22 protein-coding genes and 2 pseudogenes are annotated in these 19,680 nt (G+C 55.0%); 10 read left to right on the top strand and 14 right to left on the bottom strand.

All coding sequences use genetic code 11. The annotated features are described in order from the left end of the window. Positions 1-12: 12 nt before the first annotated feature. The gene (locus tag AC07ZE_RS12975) at positions 13-756 is read left to right on the top strand and encodes an SDR family NAD(P)-dependent oxidoreductase (RefSeq protein ID WP_207265158.1); all 744 of its coding nucleotides are present in this window, start codon (positions 13-15) and stop codon (positions 754-756) included. 81 nt (positions 757-837) lie between these two features. On the opposite strand, the pseudogene AC07ZE_RS12970 reads toward AC07ZE_RS12975, so the two are convergent. Further along, positions 838-996, bottom strand: a pseudogene (locus AC07ZE_RS12970) (FKBP-type peptidyl-prolyl cis-trans isomerase); the annotation flags it as partial. A 62-nt stretch (positions 997-1,058) separates the two neighbouring features. Here AC07ZE_RS12970 and AC07ZE_RS12965 point away from each other — a divergent pair. After that, positions 1,059-2,621 carry a recombinase family protein gene (locus AC07ZE_RS12965; RefSeq protein ID WP_207265157.1) on the top strand — a complete coding sequence of 521 codons (1,563 nt, stop codon included), beginning with the start codon at positions 1,059-1,061 and terminating at the stop codon, positions 2,619-2,621. Between the two features lie 37 nt (positions 2,622-2,658). Here AC07ZE_RS12965 and AC07ZE_RS12960 read toward each other — a convergent pair whose 3' ends face one another. Then, a complete protein-coding gene (locus tag AC07ZE_RS12960) occupies positions 2,659-3,189 on the bottom strand; it encodes a DUF3844 domain-containing protein (RefSeq protein ID WP_207265156.1) in 531 nt (176 codons plus the stop codon). A gap of 144 nt (positions 3,190-3,333) precedes the next feature. Between AC07ZE_RS12960 and AC07ZE_RS12955 the strand changes: the two genes are divergently transcribed. From AC07ZE_RS12955 to AC07ZE_RS12945, 3 genes are all read left to right on the top strand, one after another. Then, the gene (locus AC07ZE_RS12955) at positions 3,334-3,645 is read left to right on the top strand and encodes a hypothetical protein (protein ID WP_207265155.1); all 312 of its coding nucleotides are present in this window, start codon (positions 3,334-3,336) and stop codon (positions 3,643-3,645) included. Between the two features lie 58 nt (positions 3,646-3,703). Further along, positions 3,704-4,135 (top strand): hypothetical protein, encoded by a 432-nt coding sequence (locus AC07ZE_RS12950; RefSeq protein WP_207265154.1) that lies wholly within the window; start codon positions 3,704-3,706, stop codon positions 4,133-4,135. Between the two features lie 126 nt (positions 4,136-4,261). After that, entirely contained in the window at positions 4,262-4,579 is a 318-nt protein-coding gene (locus AC07ZE_RS12945) for a Rap1a/Tai family immunity protein (RefSeq protein ID WP_207265153.1), read from the top strand. A gap of 303 nt (positions 4,580-4,882) precedes the next feature. On the opposite strand, the gene AC07ZE_RS12940 is transcribed toward AC07ZE_RS12945, so the two are convergent. From AC07ZE_RS12940 to AC07ZE_RS12885, 12 genes and pseudogenes are all read right to left on the bottom strand, one after another. After that, the gene (locus tag AC07ZE_RS12940) at positions 4,883-5,503 is read right to left on the bottom strand and encodes a recombinase family protein (RefSeq protein WP_207265152.1); all 621 of its coding nucleotides are present in this window, start codon (positions 5,501-5,503) and stop codon (positions 4,883-4,885) included. A 135-nt stretch (positions 5,504-5,638) separates the two neighbouring features. After that, positions 5,639-5,848: a hypothetical protein gene (locus AC07ZE_RS12935; protein ID WP_207265151.1), complete on the bottom strand. Its 210-nt coding sequence runs from the start codon at positions 5,846-5,848 to the stop codon at positions 5,639-5,641. A gap of 292 nt (positions 5,849-6,140) precedes the next feature. Further along, positions 6,141-6,953 carry a hypothetical protein gene (locus AC07ZE_RS12930; RefSeq protein ID WP_207265150.1) on the bottom strand — a complete coding sequence of 271 codons (813 nt, stop codon included), beginning with the start codon at positions 6,951-6,953 and terminating at the stop codon, positions 6,141-6,143. Positions 6,954-7,190: 237 nt separating this feature from the next. Further along, complete coding sequence (locus AC07ZE_RS12925) at positions 7,191-8,432, bottom strand: hypothetical protein (protein WP_207265149.1); 1,242 nt, start codon at positions 8,430-8,432, stop codon at positions 7,191-7,193. Positions 8,433-8,567: 135 nt separating this feature from the next. Next, positions 8,568-8,741, bottom strand: a complete 174-nt coding sequence (locus tag AC07ZE_RS12920) for a hypothetical protein (protein WP_494990429.1) — start codon at positions 8,739-8,741, stop codon at positions 8,568-8,570. A gap of 113 nt (positions 8,742-8,854) precedes the next feature. Further along, positions 8,855-9,082, bottom strand: coding sequence for a hypothetical protein (locus AC07ZE_RS12915; RefSeq protein ID WP_207265148.1), 228 nt, complete (start codon positions 9,080-9,082; stop codon positions 8,855-8,857). 42 nt (positions 9,083-9,124) lie between these two features. Further along, complete coding sequence (locus AC07ZE_RS12910; RefSeq protein WP_207265147.1) at positions 9,125-11,347, bottom strand: tape measure protein; 2,223 nt, start codon at positions 11,345-11,347, stop codon at positions 9,125-9,127. After that, positions 11,344-11,712, bottom strand: coding sequence for a hypothetical protein (locus AC07ZE_RS12905; protein WP_207265146.1), 369 nt, complete (start codon positions 11,710-11,712; stop codon positions 11,344-11,346). The genes AC07ZE_RS12910 and AC07ZE_RS12905 overlap by 4 nt, the downstream gene beginning before the upstream one ends. Further along, positions 11,703-11,984, bottom strand: a complete 282-nt coding sequence (locus tag AC07ZE_RS12900) for a hypothetical protein (RefSeq protein WP_207265145.1) — start codon at positions 11,982-11,984, stop codon at positions 11,703-11,705. The genes AC07ZE_RS12905 and AC07ZE_RS12900 overlap by 10 nt, the downstream gene beginning before the upstream one ends. Further along, a complete protein-coding gene (locus tag AC07ZE_RS12895; RefSeq protein WP_207265144.1) occupies positions 11,984-12,544 on the bottom strand; it encodes a hypothetical protein in 561 nt (186 codons plus the stop codon). The genes AC07ZE_RS12900 and AC07ZE_RS12895 overlap by 1 nt, the downstream gene beginning before the upstream one ends. Positions 12,545-12,771: 227 nt before the next feature. Continuing rightward, positions 12,772-12,960 carry a hypothetical protein gene (locus tag AC07ZE_RS12890; protein ID WP_207265143.1) on the bottom strand — a complete coding sequence of 63 codons (189 nt, stop codon included), beginning with the start codon at positions 12,958-12,960 and terminating at the stop codon, positions 12,772-12,774. 519 nt (positions 12,961-13,479) lie between these two features. Next, a pseudogene (locus AC07ZE_RS12885) lies at positions 13,480-13,668 on the bottom strand (FKBP-type peptidyl-prolyl cis-trans isomerase); the annotation flags it as partial. Positions 13,669-13,813: 145 nt separating this feature from the next. On the opposite strand from AC07ZE_RS12885, the gene AC07ZE_RS12880 reads away from it, so the two are divergent. The 5 genes from AC07ZE_RS12880 (at position 13,814) to AC07ZE_RS12860 (ending at position 19,555) form a co-directional block, all read left to right on the top strand. Next, positions 13,814-14,878, top strand: a complete 1,065-nt coding sequence (locus AC07ZE_RS12880; RefSeq protein ID WP_207265142.1) for a M4 family metallopeptidase — start codon at positions 13,814-13,816, stop codon at positions 14,876-14,878. Beyond that, positions 14,875-15,198: a protealysin inhibitor emfourin gene (locus AC07ZE_RS12875; protein WP_207265141.1), complete on the top strand. Its 324-nt coding sequence runs from the start codon at positions 14,875-14,877 to the stop codon at positions 15,196-15,198. The genes AC07ZE_RS12880 and AC07ZE_RS12875 overlap by 4 nt, the downstream gene beginning before the upstream one ends. A gap of 127 nt (positions 15,199-15,325) precedes the next feature. Beyond that, a complete protein-coding gene (locus AC07ZE_RS12870) occupies positions 15,326-16,399 on the top strand; it encodes a sensor domain-containing diguanylate cyclase (RefSeq protein WP_207265140.1) in 1,074 nt (357 codons plus the stop codon). Positions 16,400-16,570: 171 nt separating this feature from the next. After that, positions 16,571-18,379, top strand: a complete 1,809-nt coding sequence (locus tag AC07ZE_RS12865) for a monovalent cation:proton antiporter-2 (CPA2) family protein (protein ID WP_095195053.1) — start codon at positions 16,571-16,573, stop codon at positions 18,377-18,379. 75 nt (positions 18,380-18,454) lie between these two features. Beyond that, entirely contained in the window at positions 18,455-19,555 is a 1,101-nt protein-coding gene (locus AC07ZE_RS12860) for a DNA alkylation repair protein (RefSeq protein ID WP_207265139.1), read from the top strand. The last annotated feature ends 125 nt before the right edge of the window (positions 19,556-19,680 follow it).

Genomic DNA, 19,680 nt, shown 5'->3' with positions numbered 1-19,680 from the left:
GGAACCCAGTGTATGAACAATGCTTTTCAGGATCGTCTGGCCGTCGTCACCGGCGCCAGTTCCGGAATCGGCCTGGCCGTTACGGAACGGCTGCTGGCCCAGGGTGCTCGCGTGTTGGCAATGTCGCGTCAGATCGGCGGTCTCGGTGAATTGGCCGAACGCTTCAAGACGCAACTGTCGTGGGTGGCCGGTGATGTCACCCGACAGGCCGACCTCGAACGGCTGGCAAACCAGGCTTCGACCCTGGGGCCCGTGAGTTTCCTGGTGCCAAACGCCGGCATTGCGGAACTGGCCGACGGACTCGATTTGACTGCGTTCGACCGGCAATGGGCGGTCAACGGCGCCGGGGCGCTGAACACCCTGGCCTGCCTGCGCGGGCAACTGGCGGCATCCGCCTCGGTGGTGTTCATCGGCACCTTCCTCGCGCAAGTGACCTTTCCAGGCCTGGCTGCCTACATCGCCTCCAAAGCCGCATTGATCCAACATGCCCGTACCCTGGCGGTGGAACTGGCGCCCCACGGCATTCGTATCAACACCGTGTCTCCCGGCCCTACCGCGACCCCCATCTGGTCAACGCTCGGATTGAAGAACGAAGAGCTGAACGCTGTCGCCAACACGGTCAATGAGCGCTTGCTCGGCGGCCAGTTCCTGGAGCCAGGCGCGGTCGCCGATGTGATTGTGTTCCAGCTTGGCAACGGTGCGCGCAACGTGATCGGCCAGGACTGGGTGGTTGATAGCGGGTACACGATTCGCTAGTTCCAGCATTTAGATCAGTAGATAGCAGCCTGCGGCAAGCTACCTCCGCAGGTACTGCCGCAGGCTGCAATCGTCCCGACTTCAATCATCCCGCGTCAGCACTTCCAGCAATTCAATCTCGAAGATCAGGTTCGCGTTTGGCGGGATCTTGCCCATCGTGCGTTCGCCATAAGCCAGGTGTGCCGGCACCAGCAATTTGCGCTTGCCGCCGACTTGCATGCCCATGATGCCCTGGTCCCAACTATTTCACATGTAACACTCTGCACTGGGTATCATGCCGACCATCACGATTGAGGCACACCATGCAGAAGAAACAAGCCATCTCATACGTTCGATTCTCTAGCTTCCGTCAGCACGGCGGTAGTTCCGTAGAGCGCCAGACAGCCATGATCGCGGAGTGGCTGACCCGAAATCCAGAATACACGCTCAGCAGCCTGAAGTTCGAAGACTTGGCGAAGTCTGGCTATCACGGCGACCACATCAAGGCTGGGGGTGGCTTCGGCAAGTTGCTGGAAGCGGTGAAGTTCGGTGCAATCAAAGACGGAGACGTTGTACTGGTTGAAGCCATAGATCGAACAGGTCGCATGGACACTGTAGACATGCTCGACCTGCTCACGCCCATCTTGAAGGCTGGTGTATCAATCACCACCCTTGACGATGGCAACTCTTATAACAGGGCAAGCGTGAACGGCTCGCACATCTACATGCTGATGGCGAAGATTCAGGCTGCTAACCAATACTCCGAAGCCCTCTCACGTCGCGTCACTGCGTCATATCGGATACGTGAAGAAAAGGCGCGAGCTGGCGAACAGGTCAAACGGTGGACTCCGGTATGGCTCACGACTGAAGGAGAAGTCATCGAGCGTATTGCCATCCACATCAAGGAGGCTTTCGAGTTGTACGTATCAGGCGTGGGGAAAGCCTCCATCGCCGTGAGAATGCGTGAAACGGGAGTACCTGAACTAGCCAAGGTCAGCGGGCCAGGTGTTGAGGGATGGCTACGAAACAAGACAGTCATCGGGTACTGGAACGACATTCCCAATGCCTACAAGGCAATCATCGAACCATCACTGTTTTACAAGGCCCAGATTCACGCCGAGAAGATGAAGACGAAGCGCCCGGTGAAGACGGCAAAAAACTTCCTCGTAGGGCTAGTGCAATGCGGCGCTTGCGGGAAGAACTACATCATGCAGAACAAGGATGGCGTGCCCCACTCGATGCGTTGCCGTACACGACAGCAACTGAAATCTTGCGTGAACTCACACATCGTTCCGAAGCCAGTACTGGACGCGATCTACCACTACACGTCTCCGGGTGCTGCACGGAAAGCCGTCGAAGAACAGCAGATGGGCGTCAATGCGAAAGAGATCATCAACCGGGAAGCTGAGTTGATGGCCATCAGCAAGAGGGTCGAGAACCTTGCAGAGACAGTAGAAAAAGTTGGCCTACTCCCTGAGTTCCTAACCAAACTACAACAAGCCCAAAGCGAGCGCGAAGCGGCAGAAAGAGACTTGACCCTCTTGCGTAAAACAGTTGCTCCAGCGGCAAACGGCTGGATACAACAAGGCGAGATATGGCGGCTTGAGAAAGAAGACCCACAGCGCCTTGCCGCTATGCTCCGCACTGTCGACTACGCAATCACGATCAACCCAGATGGCCGCATCACATCATCACACTCTGGCCCCACCTACAGGTATGCCGGTGTTGATCGCCGTGAAGACAGTTACATCCTCATGGCAGGCGAGAAGCGGATTCTGGTTCCCAAGAAGGACTATCCCGAATACGAACCAGATGAACCGGATGAGCCGGCAGAATCCTCATGGACGGAAGACGACTACGAAGACCTTCGGCGCCAGCACGAATGATGATTTGAGGCTGTCTGATCTTGAGGCAAGAGCAATACTACGAAGGCTGGCGAGACATCTCTTCTAAATATTGCTCCTGCCCTCGGTGCGTGAGGTCCAAATAGTAATTACCCCAGCTATTACGTGAGTGGCAAATGAGCCGCACATTAAATAATACGTTTATGGCATTCCGGGTTGCTATCACGCTGAGCCCTGATACTTGACGCACCGTGTCGTGCCCGATCTCACGTTCTGCTTGAATAGCGTCTGCAATTACCGCAAAAGCTAACTGCTGGTCTTTCGTCAAAGATTTCCAACTCTGACCTGTCGATTCAAAGAATCGGGTATACACAAACGCCAGAGTCAGCAGCAGAAGAACAATCGTGAAGACAGACAATAGGCCCACAATCCAAAAGGGCACGCTCACATCTCGCCCAATCCACTGACCTACACCCACCACCCACGCCCAGAGCAGCCCAACCGCTGAGCTGAAAAACGTAAGCTCCATTCTTTGTTCAACAAATTTCGTTACCAGCACGGTTACGACAATGCCGACCAGCCCCGCCAACAATTTCTTCACGATAGACATCTATATTCGAGGTCCTTCAGCGCCCGGCCACATGCCATTGATAGCACAATAATACCAGACTATCACTGCCGCCCATCACGGACAGATTGATCGCGGAGCACAGCTTCGATACTGTACGCACATACAGTGCTTGGTGCGTGAGTGATGGAAGACGATTTGATTGATGACAGCGGGTTTGAACTAGGGATGCCCTCCTACACGGAGTTACTGAAGCACCATTGCGACCTCTTGTGTGCGGAACTAGAGACGACACGCCGAGACTTGCGGAAGGCTCACCAGAACATCGCTACCCTGATCATCATGCACCGGGATAGCTCTACCGAGTTGGCAACGCTGAAGGTTGAACACGAGCAGTTGAAGTGGACGCTGAGCGACATGTACAGCCGGGAGCGCGAGCGGGAATCGTCACGAATGGGGTATGCCTACGGCGATCACACGGGAAAGCCCAAGGTTTAGCTCCAGGTCAACGATGTGACAATATGCCTAGACAAAAAAGCCCTCCCAAGGAACGACGATGGCCGGACTACAAGACGATGTAAAACACTTAACAACGACGTACAACGAAGCGGTGAGCAAGCTGGATTACTTCATCCTCGGCGTGACGCTTGCGATCTGTGCCTACCTCGCCCAAACCAACCCTTACGCCAAGCTTGGAGCCAATAAGGAAACGTTCCTACTCGCCAGCCTACTCGTGTTCGCTTCGAGTGCAGTCTGCGGTTTCAAACGGATTGAAGCGATGAACAAGGCGATACGGATGAACGCCGTCGCTCTGGAACAGCCCGAGCCCCAAGCACGGGCGTACTTCCTCGATAGGCTCAACAAGGAACCCGCTGCCCAGCGATGGTATGCCGCACGCAACTACCTGCTAGGTGCTGGGCTGTTCTGCTATCTAGCTACAAAAGTGTGGGCGGCCTACCAAAACACCGGATGGATACTCGTTCATTAGTGACATGCCATTCGATGGCACCAAGCCATAGCTCTGATTAAGATCGAGTCATCACACACACCAAGAGAAACAACAATGAAGGCATGGGTTGGGGCGGTTGCACTAGTCGGGACTCTGGCGAGCGGCATGGCTATCGCGGGAGATGGAAATCAACTACTCAGGGCGTGTAAAGAGGCTATTCGCGATTCGGATGGTGAGCAATATACCAGTGGTGTAGACATCGGATACTGCCTCGGTCTGGTGAACGGGGTAATGAGCACCATGGATACCATGAACGAATACCTGCTCCCCAAAGAAAAGACGTGCTTCCCCACTGGGTTAATGAACAAGCAGGGAGCCAGAATCGTCGCCAAGTACCTAGAAGAGCACCCAGCATCACTACATCGCGACGGTGCATTCCTAGCCATGGCCGCCTTTCAAAACTCGTATCCTTGCAAGGGATAACCAAGACCCTTTTTCCACAGATTTCAAGCCCCCGTCTCTGACAGACTTTGCATGGGGTGGGGGTCGTTCTGTACACCAGCCAGAAAAATAAACTGGGGCACTTGCCCGTGAGAACCCACCGAAACCGCCGCATCTCTTAGCAGCCCGCTACTCCCTGCCACGGAAACGCGAATGATTTACAAATAACATTCCGAGTTGTTAAAGAGCGGTGATGCAGCGTGGTTGTGTGAACATCTTTCTTCCCTCGTGGACTGTTCGCACTGCATTGATGAGTGTGTTTGTCACCTGTCTACTGCTAACGCTCTAGGCTTTCGCCTGACCAAGAGCGTATGTCCCTGATGACTTGCTCACCACCATCGCTCTGTTCCAGTGACGCTTCACCGTGGCAATGCCAATGCCTAGCTTCTCTGCGGTCTCAGACTGGCTACACCCTTGCTCCTTGAGTTCGAGAACATCACGGGTGGTTGACTGAGCCTCCGGCCTACCAAGCTTCTTACCCTCTTTCTTGGCACGTTCCAGCCCTGCTTGTGTCCGCTCGATCAACAGGTCACGTTCAAACTCAGCCACAGCCCCCAGCACTTGCATAGTCATCTTCCCTGCTGCACTGGTGAGGTCTACACCACCAAGGGCGAGGCAGTGAACACGGATGCCATTCGAGGCCAGGTGCTCAACTGTCTGACGCACATCCATAGCGTTACGGCCTAGGCGATCAAGCTTGGTGACGATCAGTACGTCTCCGTTCTCCATGCGATCCAGCAGCTTTTGAAAGCCGGGGCGTTCCGATGCTGAGATGCTGCCTGAGATTGTTTCCTCAACCACCCGGCTCGCCTGCACATCGAAACCAGCACTCTTCACTTCCTGCACTTGGTTCTCGGTGAACTGGCTGGCAGTGGAACAGCGGGCGTAGAGGAAAGTGCGGGACATGGCGGGCGGCTCCTTGCTGGTATCGGTTAAGGTGGGATCACGATACCGAGGGATCACCTTTGTGTCAATGCTATATTTACGATACCGATTTGAGGCCCTTTTGCTGGCATCGTCTAACGGTCGATTGATGATCCCCTATTCCCCACGCAGCACCCTGATCGCACTTGTGATGCCTTCGGCGTGCAGGTCGAGAACTTCCAGTGCTGTCACTGCATTGTCTGCAACATCTGTAGAGCCACGTTCCCGTACCCACTTGGCAAGTTCCTCAATGGCAGCACCAATGCCGTGCTGGCTGATCATCAGCATCTCTAGGGCGTTGGCTATGGCTTCGTTCTGGTCTGACATGGCGATCCTCCTTGGATGAGAGAAACAGGCTAGCCCAGTTGGGCACATGCTGACATGCGGCCTTGGGCCTCGGCTCAGGGCGACGGGATGGCGTCGTCCTGCACGAATTCGACGATTACGGGCGAAATATTCCATTCCCGTGCAGAAACTCAAGATTCAACGCTACAAACGCACCATGCTTCGCAACTTTCAACCACAACCCTTATGGAATGCGGGCTGTAGGGATGGGCACCCTCTTCGCTCCAGGTTGAACGCGTGATGGGCGTAGAGGTTTTGGTGGGTTAAGTGAGGGTTATGCTGAGGTTTCGTCAGGAGGGGTGGCAATGACTGGAAAACACAGTGCCGTTCCAACCTCGATTGGCTTGTGCTTGAGCACATCAGCAATACCGATACGCTTGAACTCCTCCAACACCATCGTTGCAGCGGTATCACACAAGCGGATCATGTTGTTCGCATACGTCGCTGACTTGTCGCTTGAGGCGTACAAAAACTTCATGCTCGGCGGCAGGTAGGTTTCACCGTAGTACGGCTCCTTGCCAGAGTTAATGTCGAGGTGCTTACCCAGCTCGCTATCTACGATCATCCCGATTTTACAGCTTTGCAAGAACAGCGGATCGAGACTGCGAGTGATCGCTAAGTGCCAACCAATAGGCTCATTCTTGGCCTCATGATCTGTATTCAAGATGATGTAACTTGCATGGTGGTCGTAATGGATGTCTGCCCCTAGCGAGCGGAGATGCTCCTTCACCACGTAAACGCTGCAAACGCTCACCCTGTAACCCTGATGAGTTTCGGTAAGCGTATTTGTGTCAGCGGCCATCAGGTAATCGAATCGGGTCTTCAGCTCTGCAAAATCACCCAGAGACATCGAGAAGTCATTGGCTGGGGCGGAATAGAGTACCTTGTCGTCCTTGCCCTCTCGCTTATGCGTGATCTGACGACGAATGCTGCCTGGATCAATCTCAGGGATATGCAGTCGCTGGGTGGCTGGATCATATTCCAACGTAAGCGATGAGACGTTCTCTATCACGTTCCCGTACACGTAGAGGTCTCTTGGAATTTTCTGCTGTCCTTGCTTGCGTTTCTTCTTGTCCTTCTTTGCCATGGTGGCAGTGTCCTTGTTGGCGATGTGCGACATTGTAGCTGCACTGATTGGGCTGTCGCCCTAGAAGGGTTAAGACACATTTCGAGAGGCCAACATGGCTGTAGGCCACGCAGAATAAGGCCTGTAGCGATTTTCACCCGTCGATTCACCCCTATCAGAGATAGTTGCAGTAGGCGTGTTGCGTTTCTCTGGACAACAGAAAGCCCCACCATTGCTGGCAGGGCTGGAGCGGTTACATCAAAACGGTGGAAAGTCTGGTGATGCCTCCCACACTGGGGCAACCATCGGGCGAAGATAATCATTATTCGACGCTTCGCTGTCGATCATGACGCTCAGCGCTCCCAACACTTTGAGTGGCGCTGTTTGCACAACGTCCTTCTGCACTGTGAACTTGATCGGTGCATATGTCGGGATACGCTCCAACACTTCTGGGGCGAAGTCTCCACCGTATGCGTTGATAGTGTTGTAATCGATAACCGGAGTGTTCCTGTCCACGAGAGAATCAAGGGCGTCTTGCACATCTGCAACAGACTTGCCGTGTAGCAGGTTGAATAGCGCCTGTTCTTCGTGAGGCTCCGTTGCCCATACGTTCTTGTATGTCTTCCGTTCGTTAAGTTGCTGAAGCTCTTCAAACACTCCCTGTAGCTCTGGACGATATTGAGCATGGCGCTCTAGTTCGTGATACAGCACATCGAATGACTTGAAGTTATATCGTTTGATGGCGAATGTACTCGCCAACTTCTCTTGCATCTGATTCTTCAAGTTCGAGAGAGCTACCGTTGTCATGTCCGGTAATGCGGCGATGTGCTTCCGATGTTCTGGGTTGGCTGGGTCTAGGTTCTCATGTAGCCAGTCCAAGTGCTTACTTCTCTGGGACGGTTTGAGTTGGGCCATTCGCACGACATCATCAACCAACTGTTCGCCCAAAAAGGCAATCACTCGGTCAAGCACTGCACCTTCTGGCTCATCACCGTAGATGTGATGTTTAGGCAGAATGCTTGTTCGACTGATCTTCTTACCATGTCCGTAATACTTCGTCCCGTGAGCCTTGTTCAAACTCTTCGGACTGACACACAAGTTCTCAGCACACAGCAAGCCAAGGGTGGTACTGCTCTCAACACTGGCGATGTGGGACAGTTCGAAGTCACGGCGTTCGCCATGACTGTTTGCCTTGAATGAATACGCCCATACTTTGTACAGAGCGACTAACGACTCTGCGGTGTGACCTGTCAGCACTTGCAGTGTTTGGGCACGCTTGCACTCTCTGGCGAGATAGAAGAAGAAGGGTGTCCTCCTGGCCTTGTCCAGTCGATTGACACGAGGGCGCTTCTTGTTCTGGACCTTGGCGGAACATCCGGGCTTGCAATACAGCTTCCTTGACGTGGGAGCGACTTTGAACTGTTTCTTGCACTCTGGATTGTTGCAGTAACGTGATTGACGAACCGTCTTAGTCTTTGTTGCGGTTGTAGCGTTGGTCATGTTGTGTCCCCTCTGGGTTGACTGAATGTGATTTCTTTAATGTTGCGTCACTGGCATGCCGGCATGCTGGCGAACAGAATGGTTTGAACTTCTTACTAGCGAAGACATGGCGACAGCACATGCACGTGTAACTCTTCAAGCTGTGGCCTCCTGTAATGCGCTCTGAGGATCGCTATCGAACGACAGCAGCCAGCGTGTAACTCCGTTACTGCCTTCGACTGTATGTCGCCATACTCTCTTACCACTCTCTTTCGCCATGGCGTATGCAACCGCCATAGCTTCAGCGGCATTGGTGTAGAACTGGATCAATTTTTTCTCCTGTAATAACGGAAGTGCTCTCGCACTGGAATAGGCTGTATTCCTTGTAAAACGTGGCTTGTACGGCAGCGGCACCACTATCAAAGATAGTTGCAGTAGGCGTGCTACTTCTTTGGTAGCGCCTGACTTAACTTCAGATCGATTCTCTTATCGACGTACAACTTCATCTGTTCACGCTCATCGGCAAACTGTTGTTGAACTTCGTTCCGGTGCTGTAACACTAACCGGCTCGCTTGATCGGTGGACTTGTCGAAGATGTACGCACTCATGGCGAACATGGCGATGAGTTGAATCATTGTGGAAACTACCAGCGCTTGTATAACGGCTTGCATAAAACTCCTTGGATAATTGGAAAGCCTGCTTGCACAGGCTTGTTATTCTGCCTCCGTACCCAACTCAGCGTTAGCACGCTGCCAAAGTTTTGCGTTCTGCTCGTCGAACACTTGCTTTGAGACTTTGGCGATGTCTTCAGGGGACGCATCTGTCTTGGCTGTGACATTGATAGTCACAGGAGCTGTGATGTTGTTCGTCGTAGTGCTGCCATTACCTGGCCCATCAGACGAACGCTGTTGAGGCACTGGATAACTAACTTCAGACTGTGACGCTGCACGCTTCATTACTGTTGATGCGTCGAATGTCTCGAATGCGTCTGGCCTGAATCTACGGTACTGCCCATCAACAACATCACCAGCGTCAATACTCTTCAACAAACCATCCAACTTCACCGAGATAGCCTGAAGACCGAACAAGTCTTTCTCTGGCACCTTCACACTCGCCCAACGAGTCCGATTTTCTTCCGCTACTTCTTTGGAGTCTTTACCACCTAAAATGCGATTCCAGAAGTTGGATACCGGGTCAGCGGCATTGGCATCTAGCCGTGCCTGTTCGCTAATTGATGCAGCGTTCTGGTTTGGAAGTGTAATAATTCCATCTGCACCGCCTGCTGTTGCTAGTGCTGCGGCCTTCTGTTCTGGCGTCTTATCTGACCCATCAGCATCTTTGCCAGTAATGAATCGCACAAGTGCAGTCTTGAACTTGGTTAACCCAATATCCATGTCCAGTAGTGCGGCGTTAACCGGCTTCATGGCTTCAGCTAGTTCACGCTCGGCTTGAATTCGTTCGTGAATCACACCCTTCAACTCTTCACTGCTGTTGAGTTGGTTGTCGTTCAGGTATTTCAAGTTATCGGAGCGAGTCTGGTCAGCATCGATAGACTTCATCTGTTTCGCTAGAACATCTTGGTTAGTATTCAGGTAGTTCGCCATACCCTGATCGAAGTCTTTGGCTAGGATGTTGCCTTTCGTGACTTGGGATTTGAACCAAGCTGCCTGTTCTTCAACCTTGCCTTTGAACTTCAATCGCTCAGCAGCAGCGGCACGAATAGAACTAGCCACAGGGCCACCGATAGCATCGAACAGGTCGTTCACATCTGAACCTTCTGGCTTGCCTTTGGCCCTGATCTGCCCTAACTGGTACGCCGCCCTCTTCTGGGCTTCCTTGTCTAAGCCAGCAGCTCGAAAGACTGCACTCTGAGACTCGTAAATCTTCGTCGCTTGCTCTAGCGTCTTACCGATTGCAATCTGACCCGTGATGAAATTCGAATAGACCTTCGCTGATTCAACAGACAGCTCCATCCCGTATCGGTTGGAAATCTCGATAAACTTGTCACGGCTGAACTTTTGGTTCAGTGGGTTCTTTCCGCCAGATGTCTCAAGGGCTGTGTTGAACTGTTCCGCTGTACTCGCGTCTGTCTGCCGTTGCTTGATGCGTTCATTCGCATAGGCGACAGCCCCTGTGAGTGCGTACAACGCTGCTCCAGCAGCACCCAGAGCGATGGAGAACGAACCTAGCCCGAAATCACTCTTGGGATTGTTACGTGTAGCCTCCCAATGTGTCTGGCGTGAGGCTGCCCAGTTAAATCGTTCGCTCCGTTGCTGGTGTGCTTCTGCTTGTCGCTGCTCACGCACCTTGGCCTGTTGTTGGGCTGCTGCAAACTTCTGTGCTGCCCTCATCCCACGTTCACGGGCTTCATTCAACGCAAGTTCAACACGCTGTGTCGCTGTGAGGCTCTGTACGTGCTTCTGTTGCATGATCGAAGTCTTAACTTGCTGCTGGGCCAACTTCTCTTCTAGCCCCGCTTGGCGGGCCTTAGCCGCTGCAAGAGTCGCGGTATTCTTAATCTCCTGGCCCTGAGCCTTCAATCGCTCTACGTTGGCCTTGTGAGCCTTCGCATCAGCTACAGCAGTCGCTTGTTTATCTCGGATCGCCTGAGTCGCAATGAATGCACTCTGTTTGGCCCCAGCGAACTGCAACTTCTGTTGAGCGAGCTCAGCTCGGAAGGTAGCCATCCTCGCCTTCTTCACAGCAACTTCCAACTGTAACTCTCGTTTTGCATTGTGCTGTACGGAAGCAGCATATTTCTGTGTAGTAGCCTTGCGCGAACCACCTAGCTTCTTTGCAAGTTGGTCAGCTTGCCGTGACATCGCCTTCATACGCCGCTCAACTTGGTCAAGACTGGCATTGAAGCGATGTAACCCAGACAGGTCGACATTGAACGACAGGAGCGATGTTAATTTGGCTATGTTTTCTTGGATCATCGGCTTGCACCATAAGAGCGATTGCCCGGCACGTAATTGATAAGTGCATCACTCACTGCTTGCACGAACACCTTTGAGCCTACTCCCGTGTACAACACCTGATGCTCTTGGAAAGCGCCTGTGTAGCCAGCGAGGAACTTTTCAACAACTTCAGCAACTACGCGACCACCTGAAACCATCAGTACTAGTCCGTACGTCGTCTTGAACCATGCAATACGATGCTGATGCAGTCCAACATAGTCTTGGATACGCATCTTCAATGCCTTGCACAGCCTCTTAACAGGAATCTGATCACCGACCAACGTTGCGACTATTCTGTGTGTTCCGTGTTGCGACAATGTTTCGATGTAATTCATTAGAGCCATGCTAATCCCTCCGGTGGCAGATCGGTTACGTTGTATTCCTTGCACTTGAGCACTGTTGCCCAGGCGACAGTTTCATCAGCGAACGCATGACGTTCATCAGGATTTAACCCCCATGATGTCAGCATTTCACTTCGAACCTTCATTGCTAGTTCTTCCATTGTGATTGAAGCCTTCTCCACTTCTACTGGTTCAGGCTCCGACACTTCAACTTGCAGCAGCGGGCTATCAGGCTGGTATTTCTCCAACAGGATGCGTGTAGTGTGATCTAGCATTACTCAGCCCCTAGCGAATCACGGACAGCCTTGCGAGTTGCTCCAAGTTCGGCTTCAACTTCCATACGGATACGATCAGCCTCTTCTTGCTCATCTCTTGCCTTTTGCTCAGCTCTCAAACGAACTGTGTTCGCCATTTGAAACTGTACTTCACGCTCGATGATTGCAGTGTTCTCGGCTTCAATGGCTGCGTTGTACTCTTGAGTCACTTGTTCGTAGATCAGGGCCAGGTCAGCATCAATCTCAGATTGTGGGCGGTAGAAGTAAATGTTCACTGAATGCCCAGTGAGCGGCTGCGCTCCGAGTTCATGCAGGGTGTACCCCAATTCGATCTTCTCAATGTATGTCTTTAGAATCTCTGTCAGGTACACAACGGTGAAGTAGGTGTACGCCCCCTTGACCATTCCGCCGATTGGGCGAAGCGTCTTAGGATCAGTAAACGCAAACTGATCATATCCGTGTTGGGTGTTGTAGAACTTTTCTTTTGCAGCGTCTTTCAGGGCGGCAAGTTCAGCTTTGTTGGCTTTGCGCAGAACGCTTGTACGTGTTGCGGATGTCATGTTGTTTCCTCTTGTTAAATATGGTGTACCCGAACGGCGGGCGTAGTGATTCGCTGATCGAATTTGATCAGTCACATGAATTGGGTATTGGTGTTGCGGATTATCTTGCGGGGTTAGGCCAGAATCGCAAAACTGCGAACAACGGAACCTGAAGTTCCTCACTGATTTGTTCAGGCGTCATTCTCCCGCAATTTCTTGCAATGAAAGCCACCAAGTGCTCAAGCACATCAAGCTTCTTCTGTTCTTCCTTCATCTGTTTGTTCCTCTGGTTGTTGTGGTTGTTCCGGCAATTGCACCGGTTGACGTTTCTTCGCGTTGAAAGCATTCACTCGACATAGCGTCGAGCAGTAAACTTTGGTAATGCGTTTCACCTTGTGCGTTATGCCACATTGCGGGCATAGGCGTTCTACGGCCATAAGTTCTCCTTGGCTGGATTAGTTGGAAGTTGGATGTGTTAACGGTAAGGACACGCAGATAGCAAAAAGGCCAGAGTTTCAAGGTCTGGCCTTCTGTGTGCATCTGATGTGGTGTTGCGGAATTTGTTGCCGCTGGGAAGCAATGAACCCTTAACGCTGGCGGCTGGAACGTCGATGGGGAATCAATCCATCTACCGAGTGTTAGCCAGCTACCCGGTGAAGCGTGTTGACCCACCATCCTGACAGGGGGTTGGCTGTTCGGCCTGCGTGGAAACGCCAGTTACCGAACGAAGAAGAGAACATTTATCTCTCTTATGGCCTATTGTACCATTACATCTCAATATTTGCAAGCATTATTTGTGCCAAATATAAACTATTTTCTACTGCCCCTCTGAGCGTTAGCAGTGAGCGCTCACGAAGCCCCTTATATACGGGCCTCTCCGGCGACTACAGACTATAGATACGCTGCACATTACCTGACGAACGGTAACAACAAATAAAAACCTACATATGACATTGTTGCTCCCAGCCCTTGATCACACGCCCGGTGCCAATCACGCACTGGAAGGGCTTGCCGCGGCTCCAGGAAGAGTCGAATTCAGTGCCGTCTTCCAGCCAGCCGCGATATTGGGTGGTGATCAGTGCGCCTTTGACGGCGGTTTTGCCGTCGCCAGGCTCCAGGTCGATGATTTGCAATTCGTCGTTCATGTTCATACTCGTTCACGGTCGCCCTACGCTTGAGGGTACGGGCGGTGGTTTTCGCAGAAACCGGCGTCGATGGCAACCGGTGGAACCCAATGGCCCTGCGTCGCTCACATAAGTATCACCGCCCTGTTCAGAAAAGGACCCTCTGATGACCGACTTGCAAGCGCTGTGCAGTTTCATTCCGCCGTACATTCTCAATCGTATCGTCGCCCACGGTTCCGAACACCAGCGTGCCAGCGCCCAGCGCACCCTGCTCCATGTGCGCACCCTGAGGCACCCGCCAGGCCCGCCGTCGCGCTCTGCCGCTGCGGCGAAACTGCCGCGATCGGGTCAACCCGGCCTGCCGCAGCGCAGCGTGCATGATGCCCAGGGGCAAATGCTTCTGCCCGGCATGCCGGTGCGTCTCGAGGGGCAACCGGCCAGCGGTGATCCGGCGGTCGATGAAGCCTACGATGCATTGGGCGCCAGCTACGATTTCTTCTGGAAGGTACTGGGCCGCGACTCCATCGACAACAAGGGTTTCGCCCTGATCGGCAGCGTGCATTATGGCCAGGAGTATGAAAACGCCTTCTGGAACGGCTCGCAGATGGTCTTCGGCGACGGTGATGGAGAAATTTTCGAGCGTTTCACCCGCTCACTGGATGTGATTGGCCACGAGTTGACCCATGGCGTGATCGAAAGCGAAGCCGGCCTGGTTTACGCCAATCAATCCGGGGCGTTGAATGAATCGCTGTCGGATGTGTTCGGCGTGCTGATCAAGCAACATGTACTGCGCCAAACGGTTGATCAGGCAGACTGGTTGATCGGCGCGGATTTGCTGACGCCCCGCATCAAGGGCGTTGGCCTGCGCTCGATGGCGCACCCGGGTACCGCCTACGACGATCCGCTGCTGGGCAAGGACCCGCAACCGGACCACATGCGCAATTTTGTCATTACCCAAGAGGACAATGGCGGCGTGCACATCAATTCCGGCATTCCCAACCGAGCGTTCTATCTGGCGGCCAAGGCGCTGGGTGGGCATGCCTGGGAGAAAGCCGGCCGCATCTGGTACGAGGCCTTGTGCGACCGGCGTTTGGACCGCGAGGCAACCTTCAGTGCCTTCGCACAACTGACCATCCTGCATGCCCGACTGTGCTTTGGCGCCAAAGAAGCCCGTGCCGTACAGCATGGCTGGGCCGAAACGGGAGTCGACCTGACTCAGGATAAACCATGAAAAACCTGCCTACATTGGACGAGCGCGCTGTCGTGCGCCTGTCTCGCCAAGGTGGCTTTGCGGCGATCCAGGCCTTGAGCCGCCCCCGGGAAATCGAATTCGCGCAGTGCAATATCGATCAACGCTCACGCATCTGCCTGTTGCTGGAAGGTTGCCTGCCGCTGGCCACTTCCACTCCAGGCGGCGGCGATCAGCGTTTTTATCAGATCGAAGTTCGCTACCGTGCCGGCAAGCAAGATGATGAGATAGTGCTCAAAGTGCCTGAGGATCGCGCCCCTGGTGAACTGGTGCGGCTCTGGGATAAAGGTGAATTGCTCTGAATGGCAGTCATTGACGCCGAAACAGTGCCCATTGCCCCGGGCGGACATCTGTTTCCCGACGTTGCGGTGAACTAAGATATCCGGCACCCAACCGTACGGTTCTCCAAGCCATGATGACAGCCCGCGAATGATAGTGATCTGGACCTGCGTGGTTCTCGGCTTGGTGATGTTCATTCTGATCGCCGTGTTGATCGGTCGCGAGCGCGGGTTACGTAAACAACTGGCCGAATATCGCTCGATCATCAACAGCCTCGCCGAGGGCCAGAACATCCGCCAGGACGGCGATGCCGAGCGTTTCAAGCGCAGCCAGTATTTCGGCCGCATCGGCACCTGGGACTGGGATGTCGACACCGACAAGCTCTACTGGTCGGAGGCGATCTACGGCATGTTCGGCTTCAGGACCGGCGAAGTAATGCCCTCCTACAGTCTGTTTTGCGCCTGTGTGCACCCCGACGATCGGGCCAGGGTCCGGGCCGGCGAATTGCGTTGCCTGGCAACCGGCGAAAACCACGATGAGGAGTACCGGGTGATCTGGCCCGACGGCACCATCCGCTGGCTGCGGGAAACCGGCAACGTGGTCAGGAACGACCGCGACGAAACGATCAAGATGATGGGCGTGGTGCGTGATATCACCGAGGAAAAGGCCTCTGCCAGTTACTTGCAACACCTGGCTCATTTCGATCCGCTGACCGGATTGCCCAATCGACTGGTGCTGGAAGAACGCCTGTCCGAGGCGCTGGAGCAGGCACGCGTCAGCGCCACGAGGGTGGCGCTGGTGTTTGTCGATCTCAACGGATTCAAGGCCATCAACGACCGCTACGGCCATGCAGCCGGTGACCGCGTGCTGATCACCACCGCCACCCGCTTGAAGAAGATTCTGCGTTCAACAGACACTGTCGCCCGGATCGGCGGTGATGAATTCGTGGTGATCCTTCAGGGACTGCCCCAAGGCATCAGCCTGCAGGACGAAGCCCGCCGTATTTGCCAGAAGATCTTCGTCGAACTCTCCCCGCCCTTGACCATCGGCAACGACCAGCGCCACATCGGCACCAGCCTGGGCGTCGCCGTGTTCCCCGACCATGCGCCGAGCATGGACCGGCTCATCCACATTGCCGACCTGGCGATGTATGCGGCCAAGCGCAGCGGGAATAATCAGTATCGGTTGGGTGAGCAAGCAGTGAGCCATAGTCAGGTGGAATGAGCCGGGCATCAGTACTGGCTGACAGGGCCCTTCGCTCGCAGGCTCGCCCCCCCACAAGCGGCTTATCGGCACATCCACACTCATGCCGACAGACAATCGAAGGTAGATCTACGACAACCCCAGCCTTTATCCTTGTCGCCCCCCGCCGTACCGAGTTGATGGAGTTTTCTCATGCCCCATGAAGGCAATCTGCTACAAGCCGCTGTCGTGTTTCTGCTCGCGGCGGTCCTCACTGTCCCCCTGGCCAAGCGCCTGCAATTGGGGGCGGTGTTGGGTTATCTGTTTGCCGGGGTGATTATCGGCCCCTCGGGGCTGGGCCTGATCGGCAATACGGAAAGCGTCGCGCACATTTCCGAACTGGGCGTGGTGTTGCTGCTGTTCATCATCGGCCTGGAACTGTCACCGAGACGTCTTTGGGTGATGCGCAAATCGGTGTTCGGCGTCGGCCTGGCGCAAGTGCTGTTGACCGGCTCGGTGATTGGCGTGACCGCGCTGTTTATATTCGGCCAACCCTTGAACAGCGCGATCGTGCTGGGCCTGGGGCTCGCCCTGTCGTCCACCGCGTTCGGCCTGCAAAGCCTGGCCGAACGCAAGGAACTGACCAGTCCCCACGGGCGTCTGGCCTTTGCGATTCTGCTGTTCCAGGACATCGCCGCGATTCCGCTGATCGCCATGGTGCCGCTGCTGGCAGGCAGCAGTCAAAACCTCAGCGCGGTCGACGATGTGAACCAGGGCCTGCGCGTGCTGATCAGCATCGCCATTGTGGTGGTCGGTGGACGCTACCTGCTGCGGCCGGTGTTCCGCGTGGTCGCCAAGACCGGCCTGCCGGAAGTGTCCACCGCGACCGCATTGCTGGTGGTGATGGGCACCGCCTGGCTGATGGATCTGGCGGGTATTTCGATGGCCCTCGGGGCATTCCTTGCCGGCCTGCTGCTGGCGGACTCCGAATATCGGCACGAACTCGAAGCACAGATCGAACCCTTCAAGGGCCTGCTGCTCGGGTTGTTTTTCATGAGTGTCGGCATGGGTGCCAACCTCGGTCTGCTGCTGCGCGAGCCGATTGTGGTGCTGGGGCTGACCGTACTGCTGATCGCCGTCAAGCTGCCGTTGCTGTTTATCGTGGGCCGACTCGGCGGTGGCTTGAACAAGATCAGCGCCATTCGCCTCGGGATTGTGCTGGCCGCCGGCGGTGAGTTCGCCTTTGTTGTATTCAAGATCGGCCGTGATCATGGTTTGTTCGATCCGCGCCTGTACGACTTGCTGGTGCTTGCGATCACTCTGTCGATGGCGTTGACCCCCCTATTAATGTTGTTGTGCGCCCGACTGGTCAGCCCAAAGGTGCAACCGGTGGTGGTGCCGGAGCAATTTCGTGAAATCGACGCCGATGAACCCCGCGTGGTGATCGCAGGCATGGGCCGCATGGGACAGATCGTCGCGCGTATCCTGCGGGCCCAGAACATCAAGTTCGTGGCCCTCGACACGTCAGTGGAAACCATCGAACTGTCACGCAGCTTCGGCGGTGTGCCGGTGTTCTACGGCGATCCGATGCGACCGGAAATCCTCAGCGCGGCCAAGGTCGGGCAAGCCGAATTCTTCGTGATCGCCACCGACGACCCGGACACCAACATCAAGACCGCCGAACTGGTGCACAAGCTTTATCCGCATATAAAGATCATTGCCCGCGCTCGTAACCGCCAGCATGTGCATCGACTGGTGGACCTGGGTGCCCACGCGGTGCGCGAAACCTTTTACTCCAGCCTGGAAATGAGCCGGCAGACGTTGATCGGCCTGGGACTGACACACGAGCAGGCCGACGCACGGATCAAGCGTTTCAAGCACCATGACGAACAGGTACTCGAAGCCCAGCATGCGATCTACGACGATGCGGTAAAGGTCAAGCAAACAGCACAGGAAGCCCGGGCGGAACTGGCGCGGTTGTTTGAATCGGACCAGCTGGAAGAGCAAGCCGCCAGGAAATGAGGTGATTGTGCGGGCCTGCTCGCGAAGAACGATAACGCGGTGCACCGGATAAACAATAAACTCCAAGGAACCCAAATGGCTGCCGACCAAACCTCCCCCGCCCTGAAGGAAATCTTCAACGCCGAACGCCTGCACCACATTGCCACCGAAATGACCGCGGTCTATCCCGAGTTCGATGCCAAGGCGTTCCTGAAGCTGGCCAAGACCGGTCTGGCGGAGCTGTCGGTGATGCAACGCATGGCCCGCGTCAGCGAATGCCTGCACGCGGTGTTGCCGCTGAGTTATGAGGCGTCGCTGGAGTTGTTGCGGGCCCTCGCCCCACGCCTCAACAGCGGCTTCGTCAGCATGTGCCTGCCCCACTACGTGGCGACTTATGGCGCTGAGCGCTTCGAACTGTCGATGGATGCGCTCAAGTACTTCACCGCGTTTGGCTCCTCGGAGTTCGCGATCCGCCATTTCCTGCGCCGTGATATCGAGCGCTCGCTGCAGCTGATGCACGACTGGTCGCTGGACGACAACGAGCATGTCCGGCGCCTGGCCAGCGAAGGGTGTCGCCCGCGCCTGCCGTGGTCGTTTCGCCTGGAGCCGATTCAAGCCGACCCGACGCTGGCCGCCAGGATCCTCGACAATCTCAAGGCCGACAGCAGTCTTTACGTGCGCAAGTCCGTGGCCAATCACCTGAACGACATCACCAAGGACCATCCCGACTGGGTGCTGAACTTGATCGAAGGCTGGTCGCTGGACAACAAACACACCGCGTGGATCGCCCGACACGCCCTGCGCAGCCTGATCAAACAGGGCAACCCGCGGGCGCTGGCGATCATGGGCGCCGGCGGCAAGCCTGAAGTCGAGATCATCGATATGCAGGTCAACCCACCGGTGATTGGCCTGGGGGAAAAGATCACCCTGTCCTTTGCCGTCAAATCCACGATCGAGGACAGCCAGCGGCTGGTGATCGACTACGCCATCGATTATGTGAAAGCCAACGGCAGCACCTCGGCGAAGGTGTTCAAGCTCAAGGCCCTGACCCTGCCCGGCAACGCCACCGAATCCATCGCCCGTGGCCAACACATCAAGGAACTCACCACCCGTCGGCATTATGCGGGCAAGCATGCAGTGCACGTGCTGGTAAATGGCAAGCGGCTGGCCAGCACCGCCTTCGAAATCCTCCCTTGAAACACGGCCCCCAGCAGGCGCAAAGCTTGCTCGCGATGAACGCGGTGGATCAGACCTGACACCATCGCGAGCAAGCTTTGCTCCTGCAGCCGTGGCATCTTCAGATTTCATTAAGAAAAGGCCCG

The organism is Pseudomonas sp. GW101-3H06 (assembly GCF_059424605.1).
Note: the sequence above shows the minus strand (reverse complement) of the source record. Positions and strands in the feature narration are given on the sequence as shown.